The organism is Burkholderia sp. JP2-270 (genome assembly GCF_003233675.1).
Lineage (GTDB): Bacteria > Pseudomonadota > Gammaproteobacteria > Burkholderiales > Burkholderiaceae > Burkholderia > Burkholderia pyrrocinia_C.
Map to the genome: position 1 here is coordinate 2,649,746 of NZ_CP029825.1, position 25,133 is coordinate 2,674,878.

The 25,133-nt window shown below is 66.3% G+C and carries 22 protein-coding genes; 12 read left to right on the top strand and 10 right to left on the bottom strand.

The window, feature by feature from the left end; genetic code table 11:
- Nucleotides 1–29: 29 nt before the first annotated feature.
- The 3 genes from DM992_RS30120 to DM992_RS30130 form a co-directional block, all read right to left on the bottom strand.
- On the bottom strand, nt 30–839 hold the full coding sequence (locus tag DM992_RS30120; RefSeq protein WP_111019840.1) for a BPSS1780 family membrane protein: 810 nt from the start codon (nt 837–839) through the stop codon (nt 30–32).
- Entirely contained in the window at nt 830–1,828 is a 999-nt protein-coding gene (locus tag DM992_RS30125) for a homoserine kinase (protein WP_034185187.1), read from the bottom strand. The genes DM992_RS30120 and DM992_RS30125 overlap by 10 nt, the downstream gene beginning before the upstream one ends.
- Nucleotides 1,829–1,929: 101 nt before the next feature.
- Nucleotides 1,930–2,325 carry a hypothetical protein gene (locus DM992_RS30130; RefSeq protein ID WP_096474838.1) on the bottom strand — a complete coding sequence of 132 codons (396 nt, stop codon included), beginning with the start codon at nt 2,323–2,325 and terminating at the stop codon, nt 1,930–1,932.
- 129 nt (nt 2,326–2,454) lie between these two features.
- Here DM992_RS30130 and DM992_RS30135 point away from each other — a divergent pair, with 129 nt between their 5' ends.
- Nucleotides 2,455–3,981 carry an AMP nucleosidase gene (locus DM992_RS30135; protein WP_111020477.1) on the top strand — a complete coding sequence of 509 codons (1,527 nt, stop codon included), beginning with the start codon at nt 2,455–2,457 and terminating at the stop codon, nt 3,979–3,981.
- Between the two features lie 117 nt (nt 3,982–4,098).
- Here DM992_RS30135 and DM992_RS30140 read toward each other — a convergent pair whose 3' ends face one another.
- From DM992_RS30140 to DM992_RS30155, 4 genes are all read right to left on the bottom strand, one after another.
- Nucleotides 4,099–4,662 carry a Tautomerase enzyme gene (locus DM992_RS30140; protein ID WP_111019841.1) on the bottom strand — a complete coding sequence of 188 codons (564 nt, stop codon included), beginning with the start codon at nt 4,660–4,662 and terminating at the stop codon, nt 4,099–4,101.
- Between the two features lie 148 nt (nt 4,663–4,810).
- Nucleotides 4,811–5,803, bottom strand: a complete 993-nt coding sequence (locus DM992_RS30145; protein WP_111019842.1) for a helix-turn-helix domain-containing protein — start codon at nt 5,801–5,803, stop codon at nt 4,811–4,813.
- 246 nt (nt 5,804–6,049) lie between these two features.
- Nucleotides 6,050–6,349 carry a hypothetical protein gene (locus DM992_RS30150; RefSeq protein WP_111019843.1) on the bottom strand — a complete coding sequence of 100 codons (300 nt, stop codon included), beginning with the start codon at nt 6,347–6,349 and terminating at the stop codon, nt 6,050–6,052.
- Nucleotides 6,350–6,738: 389 nt separating this feature from the next.
- A complete protein-coding gene (locus DM992_RS30155; protein WP_034185191.1) occupies nt 6,739–7,497 on the bottom strand; it encodes a TIGR00730 family Rossman fold protein in 759 nt (252 codons plus the stop codon).
- A gap of 1 nt (nt 7,498) precedes the next feature.
- Between DM992_RS30155 and polA the strand changes: the two genes are divergently transcribed.
- The 3 genes from polA to DM992_RS30170 all read left to right on the top strand — a co-directional run bounded on the left by polA (nt 7,499) and on the right by DM992_RS30170 (nt 13,166).
- Nucleotides 7,499–10,252 (top strand): DNA polymerase I, encoded by a 2,754-nt coding sequence (gene polA, locus DM992_RS30160; protein ID WP_111019844.1) that lies wholly within the window; start codon nt 7,499–7,501, stop codon nt 10,250–10,252.
- A gap of 278 nt (nt 10,253–10,530) precedes the next feature.
- On the top strand, nt 10,531–11,865 hold the full coding sequence (locus DM992_RS30165; protein ID WP_111019845.1) for an NAD(P)/FAD-dependent oxidoreductase: 1,335 nt from the start codon (nt 10,531–10,533) through the stop codon (nt 11,863–11,865).
- A gap of 425 nt (nt 11,866–12,290) precedes the next feature.
- Nucleotides 12,291–13,166: a dienelactone hydrolase family protein gene (locus DM992_RS30170; RefSeq protein WP_111019846.1), complete on the top strand. Its 876-nt coding sequence runs from the start codon at nt 12,291–12,293 to the stop codon at nt 13,164–13,166.
- Nucleotides 13,167–13,224: 58 nt separating this feature from the next.
- On the opposite strand, the gene DM992_RS30175 is transcribed toward DM992_RS30170, so the two are convergent.
- Nucleotides 13,225–14,094 carry a sulfurtransferase gene (locus tag DM992_RS30175; RefSeq protein WP_111019847.1) on the bottom strand — a complete coding sequence of 290 codons (870 nt, stop codon included), beginning with the start codon at nt 14,092–14,094 and terminating at the stop codon, nt 13,225–13,227.
- 117 nt (nt 14,095–14,211) lie between these two features.
- Nucleotides 14,212–15,318, bottom strand: coding sequence for an aromatic ring-hydroxylating dioxygenase subunit alpha (locus DM992_RS30180; RefSeq protein WP_111019848.1), 1,107 nt, complete (start codon nt 15,316–15,318; stop codon nt 14,212–14,214).
- Nucleotides 15,319–15,588: 270 nt separating this feature from the next.
- Here DM992_RS30180 and DM992_RS30185 point away from each other — a divergent pair, with 270 nt between their 5' ends.
- From DM992_RS30185 to folE2, 4 genes are all read left to right on the top strand, one after another.
- On the top strand, nt 15,589–15,882 hold the full coding sequence (locus tag DM992_RS30185; protein WP_006479428.1) for an exodeoxyribonuclease VII small subunit: 294 nt from the start codon (nt 15,589–15,591) through the stop codon (nt 15,880–15,882).
- Nucleotides 15,879–16,763 carry a polyprenyl synthetase family protein gene (locus DM992_RS30190; protein ID WP_111019849.1) on the top strand — a complete coding sequence of 295 codons (885 nt, stop codon included), beginning with the start codon at nt 15,879–15,881 and terminating at the stop codon, nt 16,761–16,763. Before DM992_RS30185 ends, DM992_RS30190 begins: the two co-directional genes overlap by 4 nt.
- A gap of 81 nt (nt 16,764–16,844) precedes the next feature.
- The gene (gene dxs, locus DM992_RS30195; protein ID WP_111019850.1) at nt 16,845–18,749 is read left to right on the top strand and encodes a 1-deoxy-D-xylulose-5-phosphate synthase; all 1,905 of its coding nucleotides are present in this window, start codon (nt 16,845–16,847) and stop codon (nt 18,747–18,749) included.
- A 154-nt stretch (nt 18,750–18,903) separates the two neighbouring features.
- Nucleotides 18,904–19,713, top strand: coding sequence for a GTP cyclohydrolase FolE2 (gene folE2 / locus DM992_RS30200; protein WP_111019851.1), 810 nt, complete (start codon nt 18,904–18,906; stop codon nt 19,711–19,713).
- Nucleotides 19,714–19,793: 80 nt separating this feature from the next.
- Here folE2 and tsaD read toward each other — a convergent pair whose 3' ends face one another.
- Nucleotides 19,794–20,834: a tRNA (adenosine(37)-N6)-threonylcarbamoyltransferase complex transferase subunit TsaD gene (tsaD, locus tag DM992_RS30205; protein ID WP_111019852.1), complete on the bottom strand. Its 1,041-nt coding sequence runs from the start codon at nt 20,832–20,834 to the stop codon at nt 19,794–19,796.
- Between the two features lie 129 nt (nt 20,835–20,963).
- Between tsaD and DM992_RS30210 the strand changes: the two genes are divergently transcribed.
- From DM992_RS30210 to dnaG, 4 genes are all read left to right on the top strand, one after another.
- Nucleotides 20,964–22,184, top strand: a complete 1,221-nt coding sequence (locus tag DM992_RS30210) for an NAD(P)/FAD-dependent oxidoreductase (RefSeq protein WP_111019853.1) — start codon at nt 20,964–20,966, stop codon at nt 22,182–22,184.
- Between the two features lie 106 nt (nt 22,185–22,290).
- Nucleotides 22,291–22,503, top strand: a complete 213-nt coding sequence (gene rpsU, locus DM992_RS30215; protein WP_006479415.1) for a 30S ribosomal protein S21 — start codon at nt 22,291–22,293, stop codon at nt 22,501–22,503.
- 192 nt (nt 22,504–22,695) lie between these two features.
- On the top strand, nt 22,696–23,142 hold the full coding sequence (locus DM992_RS30220; RefSeq protein ID WP_006479409.1) for a GatB/YqeY domain-containing protein: 447 nt from the start codon (nt 22,696–22,698) through the stop codon (nt 23,140–23,142).
- A gap of 70 nt (nt 23,143–23,212) precedes the next feature.
- Entirely contained in the window at nt 23,213–25,084 is a 1,872-nt protein-coding gene (dnaG, locus tag DM992_RS30225) for a DNA primase (protein ID WP_111019854.1), read from the top strand.
- Nucleotides 25,085–25,133 lie beyond the last annotated feature (49 nt).

The window sequence follows — 25,133 nt, forward strand, 5'->3', positions numbered from 1 at the left end:
GGCTGGCGGCGCGCCGGCCGGGGCGGGTTTCAGCGGCCCGACGTGGTCGTCGGTGCGCCCGGCTCCTGGACGCCGAAGCAGCCGCGATAGGTCGCGTAGAACGAGCAGTACAGCATCGTGACGATGATGATCGTCACCGGCATCATGATCGTCAGCGCATAGGCGCCGGCGCCGAGCGCCTGCAGCAGCAGCGACAGCGCGAGCGACGTGCCGAGCGCGACGCCGAACCACAGCGCGCCGTACACGACGAACGCGCCGCGATTGCGCCAGCAGCTGACGATGCTGAAGAACAGCGCCTTGGCGGGCGGCACGTCATGCCATGCGACGAGCACCGGCGCGAACCAGAACAGCATCGCGATCGGCAGATACAGCAGCGTCGCGAACATCAGCGCGCCGAACGTGCCTTGCGCGGCGAGCGTTTCCGGCGTCGTGCTCGCCTCGTCGGCCGCGCCCATCATCACGTGGAACAGCGCGCCGCCGTCCACGAACGACGAAGCGGCGAACACGAGCACCATCGACGCGACGTAGATCACGCCGAGCACGAGCAGCCGCTGGGTCGCGACGGTGCCGTATGAGCGGAAGCCGTCGATCAGGATCGTCGGCATCACCGGCTTGCCGGCCACCGTGTCGCGGCACGCGGCCATGAAGCCGACCGCGATGCCGGGAATCAGCACCAGCGGCAGCGCCGAGCCGATCACGGGCACCCTCGACACCAGCGTGATCGCCAGCAGGTACGTGAAGAACAGCGTGATGAACGCGAGCGGGTTCCGGCGGAACAGCCAGACGCCTTGACGGAACCAGACATAGCCCGTTTTCGCGGGCACTTCGATCAGTTGCATGCGGTTTGGATCTCGGGAAGCGCGGGCGTATGCGCGATACGCTCACGCAGGATGCGTTCGAAATGACCGGGGTCGTGCGGCTTGAGCATCTCGGCCGCGCGCGGCAGGTAGAAGTCGTACAGGCGCGACACCCAGAAGCGGTACGCGCCCGCGCGCAGCATGTCGCTCCAGTGGCGTCGTTCCTCGGCCGTGAACGGCCGCACGGTCTGGTATGCGCGCAGCAGCGCATCGGCGCGCGCGACGTCGAGCACGCCTGTCGCGAGGTCGACGCACCAGTCGTTGACGGTCACCGCGACATCGAACAGCCATTTATCGCAGCCGGCGAAATAGAAGTCGAAGAAGCCGCCGAGCCGCACGTCGTGGCCGGTGCCCGGCGCCGCGTGCGCGAACAGCACGTTGTCGCGGAACAGGTCGCAATGGCAAGGCCCGGCCGGCAGCGCCGCGTAGTCGTCCGACGCGAAGAAGGCCGCCTGGTGCGCGAGTTCGCCTTCGAGCAGCGTGCGTTGCGCGTCCGTGATGAACGGCACGATCGCCGGCACGTTCTCCTGCCACCACGGCAGGCTGCGCAGATTCGGCTGGTTGCGCGGGTAATCGCGCCCCGCGAGGTGCAGGCGCGCGAGCATCTGCCCGACCTCGATGCAGTGTTCCACCCCCGGCGCGAGCTCGGCCGCGCCGTCGAGCTTCGTGACGATCGCGGCCGGCTTGCCGTGCAGCTCGCCGAACAGCGCGCCGTCGTCGCGCGGAATCGGATCCGGCACCGGCACGCCGTGGCCGGCCAGGTGGCGCATCAGGTCGAGGTAGAACGGCAGTTGTTGCGCCGTCAGCTTTTCGAAGATCGTGAGGACGTATTCGCCGCGCGTCGTCGTCAGGAAGAAATTGCTGTTTTCGATACCGGACGGAATGCCGCGAAACGCAAGCACGTCGCCCAGTTCGTAGTGGCGCATCCATTGCGCGAGATCGGAGTCGGAAACAGCGGTGAAAACGGCCATGCGGGATGCGTCAGGTCAGGGTGTCGGCACGCGGGCGGCGTGCGTCGCGACAGCGGGTGAAGGGAGGCGGCGCGCCGCGATCGATGCGGCGCGCGACGGAATCAGTAGCGCAGGTTCAGCGACGGCAGACGCGTGATCGGGATGCCTGCGTCGTGCGGCTTCGGCGACGTGTCGGGCGTCGAGCTCATCTGGTAGCGCGTGCCGAAGTTCGACTTCACGTCGATCTCGACCGGCTTGCCGCGATCGCGGTACTCGGTGACCTCGGTGCCGTTCTTGCTCTTTTCATGGAAGCTCGGCGTGCGTCGAATGTCGGCGAAGTCGACTTTCGACGTGACTTCGGCGCCAGGCCGGTTGATCTTGCGGAGATCGGGCAGGCCGGCGGCTTCGTTGGCCTCGGCCCGCGCCTGCGCGTCGGCGTCAGGCGTGGCGCCGGCGGCGTAAGCGACGCTGGCGGCGGCAAACGCAGCGGCAGCGACGACGAGAATGAGCGGCTTCATGATGAGTCTCCAGTGAACCCACTGATTTTAGCAAATACTGCGGCCCATCCGGCCCTGGCATGCGTACGGGCGGCCACGAGGATGACCGGGTTCCGTGGTAATGTCGTCAGATCAGACGAGGTAATGAAAATGAAGAACGACTTGAGCCGCCGGCACCGTGTGCTGACGCCCGAAAGCCCGTCGGTCGAGGCTTTCGACGATCCGATCGCCGCCGTCGGGCGGCTGTCCGCCATTTACGACACGAATACGGGTTTCCTGCGCGACGCATTCGCGCGCTATCGCCGCCACGAACCGATTACCGAGCATGTGCGCGCGTGCTATCCGTTCGTGCGGATCCGCACCGATGTCAACACGCACGTCGATTCGCGGCGCTCGTACGGCTTCGTCGCCGGCCCCGGCGTGTTCGAGACGACGGTCACGCGCCCCGATCTCTTCGCGAACTACTATCGCGAGCAACTGCGCCTGCTGTCGAAGAACCACCACGTCAAGATCGAGATCGGCGTGTCGTCGCAGCCGATTCCGGTCCATTTCGCGTTTCCGGAAGGCATCCATCTCGAAGGCGAGCTCGACCGCGATCGCCTGCTCGCGATGCGCGACATCTTCGACACGCCCGACCTGTCGTATCTCGACGACCGCATCGTCAACGGCACGTTCGAGCCGGCGCCGGGCGAGCCGCATCCGCTCGCGCTGTTCACGGCCGCGCGCGTCGACTTCTCGCTGCACCGGCTGCGTCACTACACGGCGACGTCGCCCACGCATTTCCAGAACTACGTGCTCTACACGAACTACCAGTTCTACATCGACGAGTTCGTGAAGCTCGGCCGCACGCTGATGACGGAGAGCGACGATCCCGAGGTGCGTGAGTACCGCAGCCAGTACAGCTCGTTCGTCGAGCCGGGCGATGTCGTCACGTACAACGCGAACCTCGGCAGCGAGCCGGCCGAGGGCGCCGCGCCGCCGCGCTTGCCGCAGATGCCCGCGTATCACCTGAAGCGTGCCGACGGCAGCGGGATCACGATGGTCAACATCGGCGTCGGTCCGTCGAACGCGAAGACGATCACCGATCACATCGCGGTGCTGCGTCCGCACGCATGGGTGATGCTCGGTCACTGCGCGGGGCTGCGCAACACGCAGCGTCTCGGCGACTACGTGCTCGCGCACGGTTACGTGCGCGAGGATCATGTGCTCGACGCCGACCTGCCGCTGTGGGTGCCGATCCCGGCGCTCGCCGAAGTGCAGCTCGCACTCGAGCGCGCGGTGGCCGACGTCACGCGGCTCGAGGGCGTCGAACTGAAGCGCGTGATGCGCACGGGCACGGTCGCGAGCGTCGACAACCGCAACTGGGAGTTGCGCGATCATCGCGAGCCCGTGCAGCGGTTGTCGCAGAGCCGCGCGATCGCGCTCGACATGGAGAGTGCGACGATCGCCGCGAACGGCTTCCGCTTCCGCGTGCCGTACGGCACGCTGCTGTGCGTATCGGACAAGCCGCTGCACGGCGAGCTGAAGCTGCCGGGCATGGCCGACACGTTCTATCGCGGGCAGGTCGACCAGCATCTGCAGATCGGCGTGAAGGCGATGGAGATCCTGCGCACGAACGGGCTCGACAAGCTGCATAGCCGCAAGCTGCGGAGCTTTGCGGAAGTGGCGTTTCAGTGATGTGAACGCCGGCCCCGGCGGCGGCGCGCATTGCCATGTGCGGCGCGCCTTCTGACGGGGCACACCTGTCGTCCTCCTGCCGCGCGCGCCCGGCCACGATCCCGCTGCGAACCGGCGTCAGCGCGCGGTTTCTGCGGCCGGTTCGTACGACACGCTCCGATCCGTCTCCCGCATCGAATCGCGCACCGCATCGACGATCCTGATCGCATCCGCGCGCCGCTTGATCGCGAGGCGCTGTTCGCCGAGCGCCCGCAGCGTCGCTCCGCCGAAATACTCCATGATGTCCGGCAGCCGGCGTGCCACGCCGCGACTGCCCCAGCTGCCGTCGTCGATTTCCGACGGAAAGACCCACACGCGTGTCGCGACGGCATCGATCGCCACGCCTTCCGCGCGTGCGACGGCGACGGTCACGTCGGCGATCAGCGCGGCGCGCGCGGTGTCCGTGTACTGTCCTTCCGGCACGGTCGGCACAATCCGGTAGATCGGTGCTGGCGCGACGGTACCGGCGCGATACACGGCCGCCGGCCGATGGACGAAGATCCATGTCACATCGAGCACGCGCGCATTGTCGGGATCGAGTCCCTCGTGACGGATCAGCGTCGCGGTCAGTTCGTTCATCAATTGCGCTTCGGCATGCGGGGCGAGCGCCCCTTCGGGGATGTAGACGTCGATCATCGGCATGATGGTGTCCTGGTGCGGTGGGGAAGGCGTCGCTCCGGTTCCGGCGACGTGAATCCAGTGTATGAACCGCATCCGGGTGCGCGAAGTGGCGAAACTGCCATTCGGCGATGCCATTTCCGACACCCCGCCTGACGCCTGTCGCAGCTGGCTAGCGCGTGAAGCGACGGCGATACTCGCCGGGGGAGATACCGGTCTCGCGTTTGAACAGTTGCCGGAAGCCGCTGATGTCCGCATAGCCGACGCGCTCGCAAACTGCATCGATCGCGAGCTTCGTTTCCGCGAGCAGCCGCTTTGCGACTTCGATCCGGAGCGTCTGCATATACCTGAGCGGCGGCGTGCCCACCGCGTCCTTGAAACGTCGATGGAGCGTGCGTTCGCTCGTCGCGACGTGATCGCTCAGTCGGGCGAGGCTGAACGGTTCGCGAAGATGCCGCTCCATCCAGCGCAGCGCGCGTGCGATGGTGGGATCGTCGTGCCCGTCATGGCCCATCCGGTCGAGATCGATGAACGAATCCTGCGACACGCGATTCATGTCGATCAGCATGAGCCTGGCGACGGATGCGGCAAGGCGTGCGTTCGCCAGTTTGTCGACGACCCGCAGCGCGAGATTCTGGTACGACGTGACGGCGGCGCCGCACAGTATGCCGTCCTGTTCGGTCAGGACCTCCGACGCACGCAGCGCCACGTCCGGATAGCGTGCGCGGAAGCTCGACGCTTTCGACCAGTGTGTGGTGGCGGCGCGGCCGTCGAGCAAGCCGGCTTCCGCCAGCAGGAACGCACCCGTGCAGTAGGTGGCGATCAGCGTGCCGCGCGCATGCTGTCGGCGCAGTGCGTCAAGCAGCGGCGCGAGCGACGCAGGCCGGGCGAGCAGCCGTTCGAGGTCGGCGACGAACGGCGCGGTCAGCCAGATCGCATCGGCGGTGCTGTGGCCGTCGATCGTGCCGTCGACAGGGGCGGTCTGACCGGAGGCCGTGCGCACCGGCTTGCCGTCGATCGATTCGATGCGCCAGCGGAACGGGGCCTGCGGCCGGCCGGCGCGCATCGACGGGGCGAGATGATTGGCTGCCGTGAAGATATCGGTCGGCGCGGCGATACCGGATGCAAGGGCATGGTCGACGGCCCAGATTCGGATGAGCGGCATGGGTGGCGGGAATGGCCATGGGCATGGCCGATCCTACCATTCGTACCTAGGATCGCGCAGGCTGTCGCGAGCGCCCGATGCACCGGCAAATCTACCGGAAGGCGGAATGCGCGACGGTCGGGCCTGCCGTTCGCGTTGCCGTTGGAAGGCAGCGGTCGCGTGGAATGCGCCGCCATAAACGACAAGTCCGCCCGGCGCCGAAGCGCGCGGGCGGACTTGCGTGTCGAGCGGGCCGTGCGGTGTTGCTCAGCACTCGCCCTTCTTTGCATGTCCCGGCGGGCAGTGGTAGCCGCGGCGGTCGTCGTGACCACGATAACGCTGGTGATCTTCCCACTCACGGCGTTCCCAGTAACGGCGGCCGTCCCAGTAGCGGTCGCCATGCCAGCCGATGATGACTGCGGGCGCCGGAGCGACCACGACGGGTGCAGGCGCGACGACGACCGGCGCGGGCGTGCCGATGTTGACGTCGACGTTGACGGCATGGGCGAGGCCGGACAGCGAAAGGCCGAGGCCGGCGAAGGCGAGGGCGATCAGCGAGCGTTGCATGTTCTTTCCGTGAGGTCGTTATGAATAGGCCGGCGCGACGCGATGGAAGCGAGGGGGGATCGTTCCACCGGGGGAACGCCGCGCCGACACAATGCAGTGTGCTGGCACGCGACGGAAAAGGCGAGGCCTGTTTATTACCGCGGGTTGGCGGCTCGCAGGCGCGGGATGCGGGCATTGGGCCGCATATTTGACAATGGCGGGCCGCGGGTGCCGGCGATTACGCCGCATCGCGCAGCGCCGGCCGCGCGAATTTGACATTCGACGGCGCACGGCCGTGAAGCGGGATTAACAGCGCGTTACAAAGTAGCGCGCGGCAGGTGGCGTGATCGCCATCCTGCCGCGCGGGAAGCGGTACGCCGGCCGTCGGGCCGGCGGTCGTCACGGACTGGTTACAGATAGAACATGCGGTCTTCTTCAGGCCGCGGCGGCTGCCCTTCCGAACCTTCGCCTTCTTCCTCGCCGCTGTCCTCGTAGAACGCGAGCACCGCGTCGAGCACCTGGTCGGGATCGTCGATCACCTGCATCAGATCCATGTCTTCCGGATTGATGAGGCCCATCGGAATCAGCTGGTCGCGGAACCACTGCAGCAAGCCCTGCCAGAACGTGCTGCCGACGAGGATGATCGGCACGAGGCGCGACTTCTTCGTCTGGATCAGCGTGAGCACTTCGGACAGCTCGTCGAGCGTGCCGAAACCGCCCGGCATCACGATCACCGCATCCGAATTCTTCACGAACGTGACCTTGCGCGTGAAGAAGTGGCGGAAGCGCAGCGAGATGTCCTGGTAGTGGTTGCCGGCCTGCTCGTGCGGCAGCTCGATGTTCAGGCCGACCGACGGCGCCTTGCCGGCGTGCGCGCCCTTGTTCGCGGCTTCCATGATGCCGGGGCCGCCGCCGGAGATCACCGCGAAGCCGGCGTCGGACAGCTTGCGTGCGATCTGCGCGGCCAGCTTGTAGTGCGGCGTGTCGGGTTTGAGGCGGGCAGAACCGTAGATGCTGACAGCCGGGCGGATCTCCGACAGGTACTCGGTCGCCTCGATAAACTCTGCCATAATCGTGAACATCTGCCACGATGCGCGCGCCTTCTTGGCCGTCGCGCGCTCTTGATCTGCGAGTGAACGCAGACTCGGAATCACTTTTCTCTTGTTCATAATGCCTGAAGAACGAAATCTGGAAGGTAAGACCCTGCTATTGGTTGACGGTTCGAGCTATCTGTATCGGGCTTACCATGCGATGCCTGATTTGCGTGGCCCTGGCGGGGAGCCGACCGGAGCGCTCTACGGAATCATCAACATGCTGCGCCGTATGCGCAAGGAAGTCAGTGCAGAGTATAGCGCTTGCGTGTTCGATGCAAAGGGCAAGACGTTCCGCGACGACCTGTACGCCGACTATAAGGCAAACCGCCCGTCGATGCCGCCCGACCTCGCATTGCAGGTCGAACCGATCCACGGCGCGGTGCGCGCGCTCGGCTGGCCGCTGCTGATGGTCGAAGGCGTCGAGGCCGACGACGTGATCGGCACGCTCGCGCGCGAAGCCGAACGCCACGGGATGAACGTGATCGTGTCGACGGGCGACAAGGATCTCGCGCAGCTCGTGACCGACCGCGTCAAGCTCGTCAATACGATGACCAACGAGACGCTCGACCGCGACGGCGTGATCGCGAAGTTCGGCGTGCCGCCCGAGCGGATCATCGACTACCTGGCATTGATCGGCGATACCGTCGACAACGTGCCGGGCGTGGAGAAGTGCGGGCCGAAGACGGCCGTGAAATGGCTGTCGCAATACGACAGCCTCGACGGTGTCATCGCGCACGCGGGCGACATCAAGGGCGTGGTCGGCGACAACCTGCGCCGCGCGCTCGATTTCCTGCCGCTCGGCCGCACGCTCGTGACGGTCGACACGGCCTGCGATCTCGCGCCGCATCTCGAATCGATCGAAGCGTCGTTGAAGACCGACGGCGAGGCGCGCGATCTGCTGCGCGACATCTTCGCGCGCTACGGCTTCAAGACGTGGCTGCGCGAAGTCGACAGCGCACCGGCGGAAGGCGGCGGCGCCGATGCGCCGGACGGCGAGCCGGCGCCGGTGGTGGCGGCCGACATCGTTCGCGAATACGACACGATCCAGACCTGGGAGCAGTTCGACGCGTGGTTCGCGAAGATCGACGCGGCCGCGCTGACCGCGTTCGACACCGAGACGACCGCACTCGACCCGATGCTCGCGCGGCTCGTCGGCCTGTCGTTCTCGGTCGAGCCGGGCAAGGCCGCGTACCTGCCGGTCGCGCACCGCGGCCCCGACATGCCCGAGCAGCTTCCGATCGACGAAGTGCTCGCACGCCTGAAGCCGTGGCTCGAATCGGCCGATCGCAAGAAGGTCGGCCAGCACCTGAAGTACGACGCGCAGGTGCTCGCGAACTACGACATCGCGCTGAACGGCATCGAACACGACACGCTGCTCGAATCGTACGTGCTCGAATCGCACCGCACGCACGACATGGACAGCCTCGCGCTGCGTCATCTGGGCGTCAAGACGATCAAGTACGAAGACGTGGCCGGCAAGGGCGCGAAGCAGATCGGATTCGACGAAGTGGCGCTCGCGCAGGCCGCCGAATACGCGGCCGAGGATGCCGACATCACGCTGCAGCTTCATCACGCGCTGTATCCGCAGGTCGCGCGCGAACCGGGCCTCGAGCGCGTGTACCGCGAGATCGAGATGCCCGTATCGCTCGTGCTGCGCAAGATGGAACGCACGGGCGTGCTGATCGACGACGCGCTCCTGCAGGCGCAGAGCACCGAAATCGCGACGCGCCTGATCGAGCTCGAAGCGCAGGCGTACGAACTGGCGGGCGGCGAATTCAATCTTGGCTCACCTAAACAGATCGGGCAGATCTTCTTCGAGAAGCTGCAGTTGCCGGTCGTGAAGAAGACGCCGAGCGGCGCGCCGTCGACCGACGAAGAGGTGCTGCAGAAGCTCGCCGAGGATTACCCGCTGCCGAAGCTGCTGCTCGAGCATCGCGGGCTGTCGAAGCTGAAGTCGACCTATACCGACAAGCTGCCGCGCATGGTGAACCCCGCAACGGGCCGCGTGCACACGAACTATGCGCAGGCCGTCGCGGTGACGGGCCGTCTCGCATCGAACGATCCGAATCTTCAGAACATTCCGGTGCGTACGGCCGAAGGCCGGCGGATCCGCGAGGCGTTTATCGCGTCGCCGGGCCACCGGATCGTGTCGGCCGACTATTCGCAGATCGAACTGCGGATTATGGCGCACATCTCGGGCGACGCGTCGCTGCTGCGCGCGTTCTCGCAGGGCGAGGACATTCACCGTGCGACGGCCGCCGAGGTGTTCGGCGTGACGCCGCTGGAGGTCAATTCCGACCAGCGCCGGATCGCGAAGGTGATCAACTTCGGGCTGATCTACGGGATGAGCGCGTTCGGGCTCGCGTCGAACCTCGGCATCACGCGCGACGCGGCGAAGCTCTATATCGACCGCTATTTCGCCCGCTATCCGGGCGTCGCGCAGTACATGGAAGACACGCGCGCGACCGCGAAGGAGAAGGGTTACGTCGAAACCGTTTTCGGCCGCCGCCTGTGGCTGCCGGAGATCAACGGCGGCAACGGCCCGCGCCGCCAGGCGGCCGAGCGCGCGGCGATCAATGCGCCGATGCAGGGCACGGCGGCCGATCTGATCAAGCTGTCGATGATCGCGGTGGACGACTGGCTCACGCGCGACAGGCTCGCGTCGCGGATGATCATGCAGGTGCACGATGAACTGGTGCTCGAGGTGCCCGATGACGAACTGTCGCTCGTGCGCGAGAAACTGCCGGAAATGATGTGCGGCGTCGCGAAGCTGAAGGTGCCGCTAGTCGCCGAAGTGGGCGCCGGAGCGAACTGGGAAGAGGCACACTGACGCACCGCTGCGCGGTTCCCGATTCCTGCGGCATATTGTTGCAGGGATGCTGAATATCGAGATGGTTTGCTTGTGGTCAACGCGCAAGCTCCCGGACAATGCATGTGAGTCATGTCATTGACGCGGGGCGGCGCGCCCCGCGTTCCGGGGTCGGCGCATCGAAGTGCTTCGAACTGCACATCGATGATGTCCGAACCGGTTAATCCACCGGGTGGCGCGAATGCATCGCGTTCGCTTCGTCCGGCGGCAGCAGTTTCGAATCGCAAAGGGGGAATCGGATGCATCGGATCATCATCGTAGGCGGAGGCGCGGGCGGCCTGGAACTGGCGACGCGGCTCGGCGACCGTTACGGCGCGCGCGGCAATCGTCCCGCGCGTGCGCTCGTCACGCTCGTCGACCGCAATCCGACGCACATCTGGAAACCGCTGCTGCATGAGGTCGCGGCCGGCAGCATGGATCCGTTCACGCAGGAGCTCGAATATGCGGCGCAGGCGCGCTGGCACGGCTTCGAGTTCCAGCAGGGCGGGTTGACCGGGCTCGACCGCGCGGCGAAGCGCATCACACTGTCGCCCATCAACGACAGCGACGGCGCGGAACTGCTGCCGGAGCGCGAGCTGGAATACGACACGCTGGTGATCGCGATCGGCAGCACGACCCACTTCTTCGGCGTGCAGGGCGCGCCGGAAAACGCGATCGCGCTCGATACGGTTGGCGAGGCCGAGCGCTTCCGCAAGCGGCTGATCGCCGCGTGCATGCGCGCCGAGCACCAGGCGCCGGCGCCGACCGCGCCGGGCGATGCGGCCGAACCGCGCATCCAGGTCGTGATCGTCGGCGGCGGCGCGACGGGCGTCGAGTTGTCCGCGGAGCTGCGCAACACGGCGCAGGTGCTGTCCGCGTATGGGCTGCACAAGCTCGACCCGCGCCACGACGTCGGCATCGTGCTGATCGAATCGGGGCCGCGGATTCTGCCGGCGCTGCAGGAGCGCGTGTCGACGGCGACGGCTGAACTGCTCGAAAAGCTCGGCGTGCGGCTGATGCTCAGCGAGCGCGTGACCGAGGTCGCGCCGGGGCTCGTGCATACCGCGAGCGGCAAGACGGTGCGCGCGGACCTGACGGTCTGGGCAGCCGGCATCAAGGCGCCGTCCGTGCTGTCGCATCTCGACGGCCTCCAGGTCAACAAGCTCGGCCAGCTCGACGTGCGCCGCACGCTGCAGACCTTCACCGACGACAACGTGTTCGCGCTCGGCGATTGTGCGGCATGCGCATGGCCCGGCAACGAACGCAACGTGCCGCCGCGCGCGCAGGCCGCGCACCAGCAGGCGAGCTTCCTGCTGAAGGCGATCGGCTGCCGGCTCGAAGGGCGTCCGCTGCCCGAATTCACGTATCGTGATTTCGGTTCGCTCGTGTCGCTCGGCCATTTCAGCGCGGTCGGCAACCTGATGGGCGGGCTGATCGGCGGCAACATGCTGATCGAAGGGCTGTTTGCGCGCTTCATGTACATGTCGCTGTACCGGCTGCACATCGCGGCGCTGCACGGTTATCCGCGGATGATGCTCGACACGGTCGCGCACTGGCTGCGGCGCACGACGTTGCCGCGCGTCAAGCTGCACTGACGCCGCGTGTTCGCGCGGGGAGCGGGCGGGAAATGCGTGCGTCGCGCGTGTTCTCCGCCCGTCGTGTTTGCGGGCAGCGGGGCGGTTGCGCGTGTTCTGGCCGGGCGACGTCGCCCACGCGTTATTCTTTTCAGTCCGCAAGCATCCGGTCGTGCAACGGCGATCGATACACGCGGGCCGCGCCGCGATTCGGCGGGGCCGTCAGCGGGCGTCGACGCCACCACCGATGCGTTCGAATCGATGAGTCGTAATCGAGTCTTACACATCTGACAGTTGACGCGACAACGGATTATTGGGCATCTTGTCCGGGTTTCCGTTTGCGGCGGGGTGCCAACCGCCGCGACATCCGCGCCGTGCGCCGGCGCGACGCCCCATCATGCCGCATCCATGATCGTGACGGCGGCGCCCTATCGAGGAGTGCATTCATGTTGAAACCCGAAGTCGACAGCCTGGTCCCCCACGTCCCGTTCTCGCGCCGCAAGTTCATGCAGGCCGCGCTGGGCGGCACCTTCGCTGCGGCCGTGCTGCCCGTGTCGGCGCAGACGGTTACGACCGACAGCGCCGGGCTCGACGTCGACACCGTCGAGATCCGCTCCGGTGATGCCAGCGTGCCGGCCTATCGCGTACAGCCGGCCGGCAAGACGAACCTGCCGGTCATCGTCGTGATCCACGAGATCTTCGGCGTGCACGCGCATATCGCTGATGTTTGCCGCCGCTTCGCGAAGCTCGGCTACCTCGCGATCGCGCCTGACCTGTTCGCGCGGCAGGGCAGCGCGGCGAAGTATCCGACGATGAAGGATCTTTTCGACAACATCATCAGCAAGGTGCCGGACCGGCAAGTTACCGAGGATCTCGATGCGACGGTCGCATGGGCCGGCAAGAACGGCGGCGACCCGGCGCGTCTCGGCGTGACGGGGTTCTGCTGGGGCGGCCGCCAGGCGTGGCTGTATGCCGAGCACAATCCGCACGTGCGTGCGGCCGTTGCGTGGTACGGGTTCGTCGAAGGCAAGACCGACGAGATGACGCCGTTCAATCCGGTCGATCATGCGGCGTCGCTGAAGGTGCCCGTGCTCGGGCTGTACGGCGAGAAGGATGCGAACATCACGCAGGCCTCGCTCGCGGACATGCGCAAGGCGATCCAGACGAGCGACTCGAATCTCGCGCGCGAATCGGAGATCGTCGTGTATCCGGATGCCGGCCACGCGTTCTTCGCCGACTACCGGCCGAGCTATGTAAAGGGCGATGCCGAAGACGGCTGGAAGCGCGCGATCGCGTGGTTCCACAAGTACGGCGTGATGTAAACGAAACGCGGCGGCCAAATGGCCGCCGCGTCGCTTCGCCGGCGCGCGGTGTGCCGGATTACGGGTTCGGGCCGGTCGCGATCGGCCGCGACGGATCGGCGCTCCATTCGCTCCACGAGCCCGGATACAGCGATGCGCCGTGCAGCCCCGCGATCTCCAGCGCAAGCGCGTTGTGGCAGGCGGTGACGCCGGAGCCGCACTGCAGGATCGCGAGATTCGGTTCGGTGCCGGCCAGCAGCGTGGAAAACGTCTCGCGCAGTTCATGGCCGGTCTTGAAGCGGCCGTCGGCGTTCAGGTTGTCCTTGAAGAACCGGTTGCGCGCGCCGGGGATGTGGCCGCCCACACGATCGATCGTTTCGTTTTCGCCGCGATAGCGGTCCGGTGCGCGTGCGTCGATCACGACACGCGTGTGCGACGTTACGTTCGCAAGCACGGCTGCTGCGTCGACCGTCGATTCAAGAGGCGTTGCCGCGCGGAAATCGCCGACGGCCGGTTGCGGTACGTCGGCCGTCAGCGGCTGGCCGGCCGCTTCCCATGCCTGCAGGCCGCCGTCCAGTACGGCGACCGAATCGTGGCCGAGCCAGCGCAGCAGCCACCATAGGCGTGCCGCGTAGGCGCCGCCTTGCGCGTCGTATGCGACGACCTGCTGGCCCTGCTTGAGGCCGCGGCTCGCGAGCAGCGTGGCGAACGCATCGCGGGTCGGCAGCGGATGACGGCCGTTGGTGCCCGTCTTGCGGCCCGACAGGTCGCGGTCGAGATGAAGATACTGCGCGCCGGGGATGTGGCCGGCTGCATACGCGGCTTCGCCCGCGCCCGGATCGGCGAGGTCGAAACGGCAGTCGAACAGCACGACGCTCCCGGGCGCCGCGGCCAGGCGCTCGGCGAGATTGGCGGCGGAGATGAGCGTGGTGTAATGAGTGTGCGGCATGACGGCTCCCTGGAGTGCGAATGGCCTGATATTCCAAGTCTAAACAAAAAAAGACGGGCCGAAGCCCGTCTTTTCGTCTGCCGGATGCGGTGCGGCGTCAAAGCGCCGCACCGGCCATCAGATGTCGCCGAGGTGGCGGCGCAGGAACTCGTGGAAGTGCTGCATGCCGTCTTCCATCGGGCTCTGGTACGGGCCGACCTGCGACTCGCCGCGTGCCATCAGCGCATGGCGGCCTGCGTCCATCCGCATCGCGATTTCGTCGTCCTCGACGGCCGTTTCCATATAGGCGGCGCGCTCGGCCTCGACGAATTCGCGTTCGAACAGCGCGATTTCCTCGGGGTAATAGAACTCGACGATGTTGGTCGTCTTCTGCGGGCCGCGCGGGATCAGCCACGACACGACGAGCACGTGCGGATACCACTCGATCATCAGGCCCGGGTAGTAGACCATCCAGATCGCGCCGAACTCCGGCGGCACGCCGTTGCGGAACTTCAGCACCTGCTCGTGCCATTTCTGGTAAGTCGCGCTGCCCGGCTTCGCGAGTGCGTTGTGCACGCCGACCGTCTGCACGCTGTACCAGTCGCCGAATTCCCACTTGAGGTCGTCACACGACACGAAGCTGCCGAGGCCCGGGTGGAACGGGACGACGTGGTAATCCTCGAGGTAGACCTCGATGAACGTCTTCCAGTTGTAATCGCACTCGTGCACTTCGACATGATCGAAGTGGTACTCGGAGAAGTCGAAGTGATGTTTCGTGCCGAGATTGGCGAGGTCGCGCGCGACATTCCGGCCTTCGGCCTCGAACAGCAGCCCCTGCCAGTTCTGCAGCGGGCTCTTGCCGAGGTTCAGGCACGGCTTGTCGGGGAAGTGCGGTGCCCCGAGCAACTCGCCTTCCAGGTCGTACGTCCAGCGGTGCAGCGGGCACACGATGTTCTGCGCGTGGCCGCGCCCGTTGAGCATGATCGCCTGCCGGTGGCGGCAGACGTTCGACAGCAGTTCGATCCGGTTCGTCTGGTTGCGGACCAGCACGCGGCCTTCCTTCTCGGACGGCAGCGCAAAATAATCCCCCGCCTCGGGCACCATCAACTCGTGCCCGACGTAACGAGGTCCTTTCTTGAAGAGGGCTTCGATCTCGCGCTCGAGTAGCGCCTCATCGAAATATGCAGTGACTGGAAGCTGGCTGTGAGCCGACTTCAACTGAAGCGCATCGCTCAGATTGGACATTCCCACTCCCGGTGTTAGCGTGAAAGCAGTGAACAACCCAACCATCGAAAAATCGATTTAGGGAAACGGGGAATTATACCCGGTTCGCCTCGCAAGGCCAGGATTAAGTGCCTGATTTGTGTCAATTTTTTGTCGGGAGACCATCGGGAGGCGCACACTGTGTGTCGGAGATGGGGCCGGAATAAGTGCCGGGCTGCCCAAGTCGGCAGATCGGAGAATTCTCTTTTGCCGTAGAATGTCCGACTTGTTTTGAAATTTGACACCTCGTCCATGGCGAAAACCGCATCCCCAGGCGCCACGCCGCCCGGCAATGGCACCGAACCGTTGCCGGACAATTATGAGATGGCGCTCGCGGAACTCGAGACGCTGGTTGCCCGGATGGAAGGCGGCGCGTTGAGCCTCGAGGATTCACTGGCGGCGTACCGCCGCGGTGCGACCCTCGTTGCGTTTTGCCAACAGCAGCTCGAGAAAGTGGAGCAGCAGGTTCGCGTGCTCGACGGCGCGACGCTGAAGCCGCTTTCGTCCGGAACGGCCGCCACGGACGGCGAAGACGACGATCTATGACATTCGAACAATGGATGCGGTCCGTGCTTGACCGTGTCGAGGACGCACTCGGCCACTATCTGCCCGCTGAAACCGCGATGCCCGCGCAACTCCACGAGGCGATGCGTTATGCGGTCCTCGGCGGCGGCAAGCGCGTTCGCCCGCTGCTGTGCCATGCAGCAGGCGAGCTGACCGGCGCGACGGAAGCGGCGCGCAATGCGGCGGCGGCGGCGCTGGAGATGATCCACGTGTACTCGCTCGTGCACGACGACATGCCGTGCATGGACGACGACGCGCTGCGACGCGGCAAGCCGACCGTGCACGTGCAGTACGACGAGCCGACGGCACTGCTCGTCGGCGATGCGCTGCAGTCGCAGGCGTTCGTCGCGCTGACCGATGCCGCTGCGCTGTCGCCGGTGCAGCAGGCCGCGCTCGTGCGCGAGCTTGCGCTTGCGAGCGGTTCGCTCGGCATGGCCGGCGGGCAGGCGATCGACCTGGCGAGCGTCGGCCTCAAGCTGACGCGCGAGCAGCTCGAGACGATGCACCGGATGAAGACTGGCGCACTGCTGCGCGCGGCCGTGCGGATGGGCGCACTGGCCGGCGAGACGCCGTCGGCCGAAACGATGGCCGCGCTCGATGTCTACGCGGGGGCCGTGGGTCTGGCCTTCCAGGTCGTCGACGATATTCTCGACGTCACGACCGATTCGGCGACGCTCGGCAAGACGGCCGGCAAGGACGCGGCGAACGACAAGCCGACCTACGTATCGATTCTCGGTCTCGAGGCGTCGCGCGAGCTTGCCGCGCAACTGCGCACCGAAGCGCACGACGCGCTGAAACCGTTCGGCGCACGCGCACAGCGTCTCGCCGAACTTGCCGACCTGGTAGTGAACCGGGTCAGCTGACGCGAAAGCCCGCCGCCGCGCACACGCTACGGTGCGTGCAATAGAATGCGGGCGCGTTTGATTTCCTACAATGGAACGACGATGTACGACTTGCTGAAAACCATCGACGACCCGGCGGATCTGCGCCGCCTCGATCGTCGCCAACTGCAACCGCTCGCGGATGAACTGCGCGCGTTTGTGCTCGACAGCGTGTCGAAGACGGGCGGCCATTTGTCGTCCAACCTCGGGACGGTCGAGCTGACGATCGCGCTGCACTACGTGTTCAACACGCCGAACGATCGCATCGTCTGGGACGTGGGCCACCAGACCTATCCGCACAAGATCCTCACGGGTCGCCGCGACCAGATGCATTCGCTGCGCCAGTACGACGGCATCTCGGGCTTCCCGCGCCGCAGCGAATCCGAATACGACACGTTCGGCACCGCGCACTCGAGCACGTCGATCTCAGCCGCGCTCGGCATGGCGATCGGCAGCCAGCTGAACGGCGACGACCGTTTCTCGATCGCCGTGATCGGCGACGGCGCGATGACGGCCGGCATGGCGTTCGAGGCGATGAACAACGCGGGCGTGTCGGAGGATGCGAAGCTGCTCGTGATCCTGAACGACAACGACATGTCGATCTCGCCGCCGGTCGGCGCGCTGAATCGCCATCTCGCACGCCTGATGTCGGGCCGCTTCTACGCGGCTGCGCGCGCGGGCGTCGAGCGCGTGCTGAGCGTTGCGCCGCCGGTGCTCGAGCTCGCACGCAAGCTCGAGGAGCACGCGAAGGGCATGGTCGTGCCGGCCACGCTGTTCGAGGAGTTCGGCTTCAATTACATCGGCCCGATCGACGGTCACGATCTCGATTCGCTGATCCCGACGCTGCAGAACATCCGAGAACTGCGCGGCCCGCAGTTCCTGCACGTGGTGACGAAGAAAGGCCAGGGCTACAAGCTCGCCGAAGCCGATCCCGTGCTCTATCACGGCCCCGGCAAGTTCAACCCGGCCGAAGGCATCAAGCCGTCGACCACGCCCGCGAAGAAGACGTACACCCAGGTGTTCGGCGAGTGGCTGTGCGATGAAGCCGAGCGTGATACGCGCGTCGTCGGCATCACGCCCGCGATGCGCGAGGGCTCGGGCATGGTCGAGTTCGAGAAGCGTTTCAAGGATCGCTACTACGACGTCGGCATCGCCGAGCAGCACGCGGTGACGTTCGCGGGCGGTCTCGCGACCGAAGGGCTCAAGCCGGTCGTCGCGATCTACTCGACGTTCCTGCAACGTGCTTACGATCAGCTGATCCACGACGTCGCGCTGCAGAACCTGCCGGTCGTGTTCGCGATCGACCGCGCGGGTCTCGTCGGCGCGGACGGCGCGACGCACGCGGGCGCGTACGATCTCGCGTTCATGCGCTGCATCCCGAACATGACGATCATGGCCGCATCCGATGAGAACGAATGCCGCCAGATGCTGCACACGGCGCTGCAGCAGCCGAACCCGACCGCAGTGCGCTATCCGCGCGGCGCGGGCACGGGCGTGCCGACGGTGAAGGAATTCACCGAGATCCCGCTCGGCAAGGGTGAAGTGCGTCGCCGCACGGCGCAGCCGGAAGGCAAGCGTGTCGCGATCCTCGCATTCGGCACGATGGTCTCACCGTCGCTCGCCGCGGCCGAGGAGCTCGACGCAACCGTCGCGAACATGCGCTTCGTGAAGCCGGTCGACGCCGCGCTCGTGCGCGAACTCGCCGAGACGCATGACTACCTCGTCACGATCGAGGAAGGCTGCGTGATGGGCGGCGCGGGCTCGGCCTGCGTGGAAGCCCTGATGGAGAGTGGGGTTATCCGACCCGTACTACAATTGGGCCTCCCTGACCAGTTCGTCGATCACGGCGACCACGCAAAGCTGCTGTCGCTATGCGGCCTCGACGGCGCGGGCATCGCGAAATCGATTCGCGAACGCTTCCTGAACCCGGCGGCTGATGTCGCCGGTCAGGCGAAGCGCGTCGCATAAGCTGGCGCCGCCCGCGGGCGGCGCTGGTGCGACTGGCGCAACCGGTCTTCATTGATGCGGAAAACATGGGCCTGCGGGCCCATGTTGCTTTTCCGGCTGCCGCATGACGCGGCGTGCGCGTCGTCGAACGCGCGGCTTACAAGGATTGAACAAGATGAACCAGATGAATCCCGCCTTCGTGATGCCCGACGTGCAGAGCACGGTGGATACCCGTCGGATTCCGATTCAGCGCGTGGGCGTGAAGGCGGTCCGGCATCCGTTGACGGTATGCACCGAAAGCGGCGACGTGCAGCCGACCGTCGGTGTCTGGAATCTCGACGTGCGCCTGCCGGCCGACCAGAAGGGCACGCACATGTCGCGCTTCGTCGCGCTGCTCGAAGAGAACCGCGCGCCGCTGACGGTCGAGCGCTTCCGCACGATGCTCGCATCGATGCTGGAGAAGCTCGAGGCCGAGGCGGGGCGCATCGAGGTCACGTTCCCGTACTTCGTGAACAAGACGGCGCCGGTGTCCGGCGTGCAGAGCCTGCTCGACTACGAAGTGACGCTCGCGGGCGAAAGCCGAAACGGTGACACGCGCCTGTTCCTGAAGGTGCTCGTGCCCGTGACGAGCCTGTGCCCGTGCTCGAAGAAGATCTCGCAGTACGGCGCGCACAACCAGCGCTCGCACGTGACGATCGATGCCGAGCTCGCGGCCGATCTGCCGGTCGAGGCGCTGATCCGCATCGCGGAGGAAGAGGCGTCGTGCGAACTGTGGGGCCTGCTGAAGCGCCCGGACGAGAAGTTCGTCACCGAGCGTGCGTACGAGAACCCGAAGTTCGTCGAGGATCTCGTGCGCGACGTCGCGCAGCGTCTCGATGCGGACGAGCGCGTGGTCGCGTATGTGCTCGAAGCCGAGAACTTCGAGTCGATCCACAATCACAGCGCGTATGCGCTGATCGAGCGCGACAAGCGGCAGGCGGCATAACGCTGCGTCGTTTTGCCGCATCGATGAAAAAGGCCGCTCGTTTGAGCGGCCTTTTGATTTTCTTGTATGGGCGTCGTGGTTCAGCGTGCGAGCGACGCGAGATCCCAGCGCGGCTTCACCGTGAACGCGTAGTCGGCGTTCGCCTGCTCGGGCCAGCGGCCGAGCCGCAGCGCACCCGCGAGCGCGATCATCGCGCCGTTGTCGGTGCAGAGCGCGAGATCGGGGTAGTGCACGTCGAAGCCGCGCTTGGCCGCGGCGGCCGACAGCGCCTCGCGCAACTGGCGGTTCGCGCCGACGCCGCCCGCGACCACGAGGCGCTTGAGCTTCGTCTTCTTCAGCGCGGCGAGCGACTTCGCGACGAGCACGTCGACGGCCGCGTCGACGAAACCGCGCGCGAGGTCGGCTTTCGCGCGTTCGAGCGCGTCGCCCGTCAGCTTCGCAGCCTCGAACTTCTTCATCTGCGTGAGCACGGCCGTCTTCAGGCCGCTGAAGCTGAAGTCGAGGTCGCCCGAATGCAACATCGGACGCGGCAGCACGACCGCGCCCGGCGTGCCCGTTTCGGCGAGCTTCGACACTTCCGGGCCGCCCGGGTAGCCGAGGCCGATCAGCTTCGCGGTCTTGTCGAACGCTTCGCCGGCCGCGTCGTCGAGCGTTTCGCCGAGCGTCTCGTACACGCCGACGTTGGTCACGCGCATCAGTTGCGTGTGGCCACCGGAAACCAGCAGCGCGACGAACGGGAACGGCGGCGGCTCGGCGACGAGCAGCGGCGACAGCAGGTGGCCTTCGAGGTGATGGATGCCGACGGTCGGCTTGTTCCATGCGAGCGCGAGCGCATTCGCGATGCTCGCGCCGACCAGCAGCGCGCCGGCGAGGCCGGGGCCTTGCGTGAACGCGATCGCGTCGATGTCGTCGCGGTGCGTGCCGCTTTGCGCCATCACTTCCTCGAGCAGCGGCAGCGCGCGGCGGATGTGGTCGCGCGACGCGAGTTCGGGCACGACGCCGCCGTAGTCGCGGTGCATCGCGATCTGCGAATGGAGCGCGTGCGCGAGCAGGCCGCGCTGCGTGTCGTAGAGCGCGAGGCCGGTTTCGTCGCAGGAGCTTTCGATGCCGAGAACGAGCATGGGTGCGGGCGGGGCGCGCCTATCGGGCGCGCCAAAGGAAGGTAAACGTAACCCGAAAGTATAGCAGGCGAGGGCCGGCCACCGCTGGCGGCGGCCCGGGCCCGATGCCGGGCAGGTACAATCCGCGCCATGGAAACTTTTGACATCGCCGTGATCGGCGCGGGCGCCGCCGGGATGATGAGCGCCGCGGTCGCCGGGCAGCTCGGCCGCCGCGTCGTGCTGATCGATCACGCGCCGCGGCTCGCCGAGAAAATCCGCATCTCGGGCGGCGGCCGCTGCAACTTCACGAACCTGTACGCAGGCCCCGACAACTACCTGTCGGCGAATCCGCATTTCGCGCGTTCGGCGCTGGCGCGCTATACGCCGCGCGACTTCCTCGGGCTGCTCAGGCGCCATCATGTGACCTGGCACGAAAAGCACAAGGGCCAGCTCTTTTGCGACCACGGCAGCGACGCGATCATCGACGTGCTGAAGCACGAATGCGACGCGGGCGGTATCGCGTGGCGCCGGCCCGTCGTCGTCGACGCGGTGCGCCACGCACCGGCCGACGGCTTCACGCTCGACACGCAGCAGGCCGGGCCGATCGGTGCGCGTGCACTGATTGTCGCGACGGGCGGCCTGTCGATCCCGAAGATCGGCGCGACCGACTTCGGCTACCGGCTCGCGAAGCAGTTCGGCCATAAGCTCATCGATACGCGGCCCGCGCTCGTGCCGCTCACATTCGCGCAGCACGACTGGGAGCCGTTCGCGGCGCTGTCCGGCGTGTCGCTCGAAGTGCGCGTGTCGACCGGCGACAAGAAGCGCGGCGGCGAATTCGTCGAGGACCTGCTGTTGACTCATCGCGGCCTGTCGGGGCCCGGCATCCTGCAGATCTCGAGCTACTGGCAGCCCGGCGACCCGATTCGCGTCGACCTGCTGCCGCAGCGCGACGCGGTGGCGGACCTGCTCGACGCGAAGCGCACGTCGAAGCGCCAGATCGGTTCGCTGCTGGCGGACTGGGTGCCGTCACGCCTCGCACACGCATGGCTCGACACGCATCGCGTCGCGGCCGACGCGCGGCTCGCGGACCTGCCCGACAAGACGCTGCGCCAGATCGGCGACGCGCTCGCCGGCTGGACGCTGACGCCGAACGGCACCGAAGGCTACAAGAAGGCCGAGGTGACGAAGGGCGGGATCGATACGCGGGAGCTGTCGTCGGCGACGATGATGAGCGCGCGCGTCCCGGGGCTGTTCTTCGTCGGCGAGGCGGTGGACGTGACGGGCTGGCTCGGCGGCTACAACTTCCAGTGGGCGTGGGCGTCCGGCACGGCGGCCGGGCAGGCTGCGGCGGAGTATGCGCGCGGCGCCTGACGGGCTTGGCAAGCTCCGTGTTAGCGGGACCAGGCCCCGTGCCTTTGAGCAATCGCTCTGCTATACTCGGTAGTCTTTCCCTGCAAACCTTTATTCGTGTCGGATCATGACGATCATTCGCGTTAAAGAGAACGAGCCGTTCGAAGTTGCAATGCGTCGCTTCAAGCGCACGATCGAGAAGAACGGTTTGTTGACCGAACTTCGTGCGCGCGAGTTTTACGAGAAGCCGACCGCGGAGCGCAAGCGCAAGAAGGCTGCTGCAGTGAAGCGTCATTACAAGCGTATCCGCAGCCAGACGCTGCCGAAGAAGCTGTACTGAACGATTGGGCGCCGCGCGGTTCGCTGAGCGGCGCACCGGCGACTCCGTGCGATCGGGTGATCGTGCAGCCGATCAGGCGGCGAGTCGCCGATGCCGGATTCGAGCAACCCGCTTGAGACACTGTCCCAAGCGGGTTTTTGTGTTGACGCCCTTTCGCGGGCGTCGGATTCACGTTTCCATCCCGGGTGAAAGATGAGTTTGAAAGAGCAGATCAGCGAAGACATGAAGGCCGCGATGCGCGCGAAGGAAAGCGAGCGCCTGGCGACGATTCGCCTGCTGATGGCCGCGATCAAGCAGCGCGAGGTCGATGATCGGGTCACGCTCGACGACGCGGGCATCACGGCCGTGATCGACAAGATGATCAAGCAGCGCAAGGATTCGATCAGCCAGTTCCAGGCCGCCGGCCGCGACGACCTCGTCGCGAAGGAGCAGGCCGAGCTGACCGTGCTGGGCGGCTACATGCCCGCGCAACTGTCGGATGCCGAAGTGGCGGCCGAAGTCCAGGCGGCGGTCGCGCAAACCGGCGCCGCCGGCCCGCAGGACATGGGCAAGGTGATGGGCGTGCTGAAGGGCAAGCTCGCCGGCCGTGCCGACATGACGGCCGTTTCCGCGCAGGTCAAGGCCGCGCTCACGAAGTAAAACCCGTTCCCGGCGCGCCCGGCGTTGCGTGCGTCGGGCGTCGTATTGTCTTTTTTCGCTCGATCCCACGGTGATTCCGCATTCGTTCCTGCAGGACTTGCTGAACCGCGTCGACATCGTCGACGTGGTGGGTCGGTACGTGCAGCTCAAGAAGGGCGGCGCCAACTTCATGGGGCTGTGCCCGTTCCATAACGAGAAGAGCCCGTCGTTTACCGTCAGTCCGACCAAGCAGTTCTATCACTGCTTCGGCTGCGGCGCGCACGGCACGGCGATCGGCTTCCTGATGGAGCATGCGGGGCTCACGTTCCCGGAAGCCGTGCAGGAACTCGCGCAATCCGTCGGGCTGACCGTGCCGCACGAGCCGTCGATGCGCGGCGGCGGTGGGGGCGGTGGCGGCGATTATCCGGCGCCGGTGTCGAAATCCGTCGCGACCGCGCTGTCCGATGCGATGACTGCCGCGTGCGATTACTACCGCAAGCAGCTGCGCGGCGCGACCGTCGCGATCCAGTACCTGAAGAACCGGGGCCTGACCGGCGAGATCGCCGCGCGCTTCGGTCTCGGTTATGCGCCGGACGGCTGGCAGAACCTCGAAACCGCGTTCCCCGACTATCGCGACGAGTCGCTCGTCGAGTCGGGGCTCGTGATCGTCAGCGACAAAACCGATGCGCAGGGCGTCGCGCGCCGCTACGACCGGTTCCGCGAGCGGATCATGTTCCCGATCCGCAACGTGAAGGGGCAGGTGATCGGCTTCGGCGGCCGCGTGCTCGGCAGCGGCGAGCCGAAATACCTGAACTCGCCCGAAACGCCGCTGTTCAACAAGGGCAGCGAGCTGTACGGGCTGTTCGAGGCGCGGCTCGCGATTCGCGAGCGCAAGTATGTGCTGGTCGTCGAAGGCTACATGGACGTCGTCGCGCTCGCGCAGCTCGGCTTCCCGAATGCGGTCGCGACGCTCGGCACCGCGTGCACGCCGATTCACGTGCAGAAGCTGCTGCGCCAGACCGACACGGTCATTTTCAGTTTCGACGGCGACTCGGCCGGGCGGCGTGCGGCCCGGCGCGCGCTCGAGGCGTGCCTGCCGCATGCGGCGGACAATCGCACGATCCGGTTCCTTTTTCTGCCGGCCGAGCACGATCCGGACAGCTATGTGCGCGAGTTCGGCGCTGATGCGTTTTCCGAGCAGGTCGAGCGCGCGATGCCGCTGTCGCAATTTCTGCTCAACGAAGCAATTGCCGGCAAGGCACTCGATCAGCCGGAAGGCCGTGCGAAGGCGCTGTTCGATGCGAAGCCGCTGCTGCAGGCGCTGCCCGCGAACGCGTTGCGCGCGCAGATCATGCACATGTTCGCGGACCGTCTCGATATCCCGTTCGAAGAGGTTGCGGGGTTGTCCGACGTCGACGCGAGGATCGCGGCGCCGCCGCGCCAGGCACCCGCGCGCAGCGAGCGGCGTCGCGTGACGGACAGCGAAAAGCGTGCGTTGCGCACGCTGGTGATGCATCCGCGTATCGCGTCGCAACTCGACGATGAACAGATTGCGACCCTGCGCGCGTTGCCGCGCATCGGCGAGCTGTTCGCCGAAGTCGTCGACCATGCGCGTGCGCTGGGCGACGGCGCGGAGTTCCGGCTGCTGTCGGATGTCCTGCGGACGTCCTCGAACGGGGCGACTTACGAGGAAATCTTCCGCGAAATTCTGGACTATGATGAAAACGTCCGCGATTTGCTGTTACAGAATCCGGAAGACGAGACGGTGCCCGAGCGGCAGCGTGAACAGGAGCGGATCGCGGGGGAGGAGTTGCAGGCGGCGGTGCTCAAGATGCGCTATGACGCCTGCTGCGACCGGCTCGATCGGCTGGCGCGGCAATCCACCTTCACACCCGAGGAATTGGCCGAATTGACGGAATTGAACCAGCAGCGAACCGACATGAAGCGTCGGCTCGGGCTGTAGGCGGCCGGGGCGCTTAGAGAGGGCTCCCCAGCGTGCTATAATATAAGGT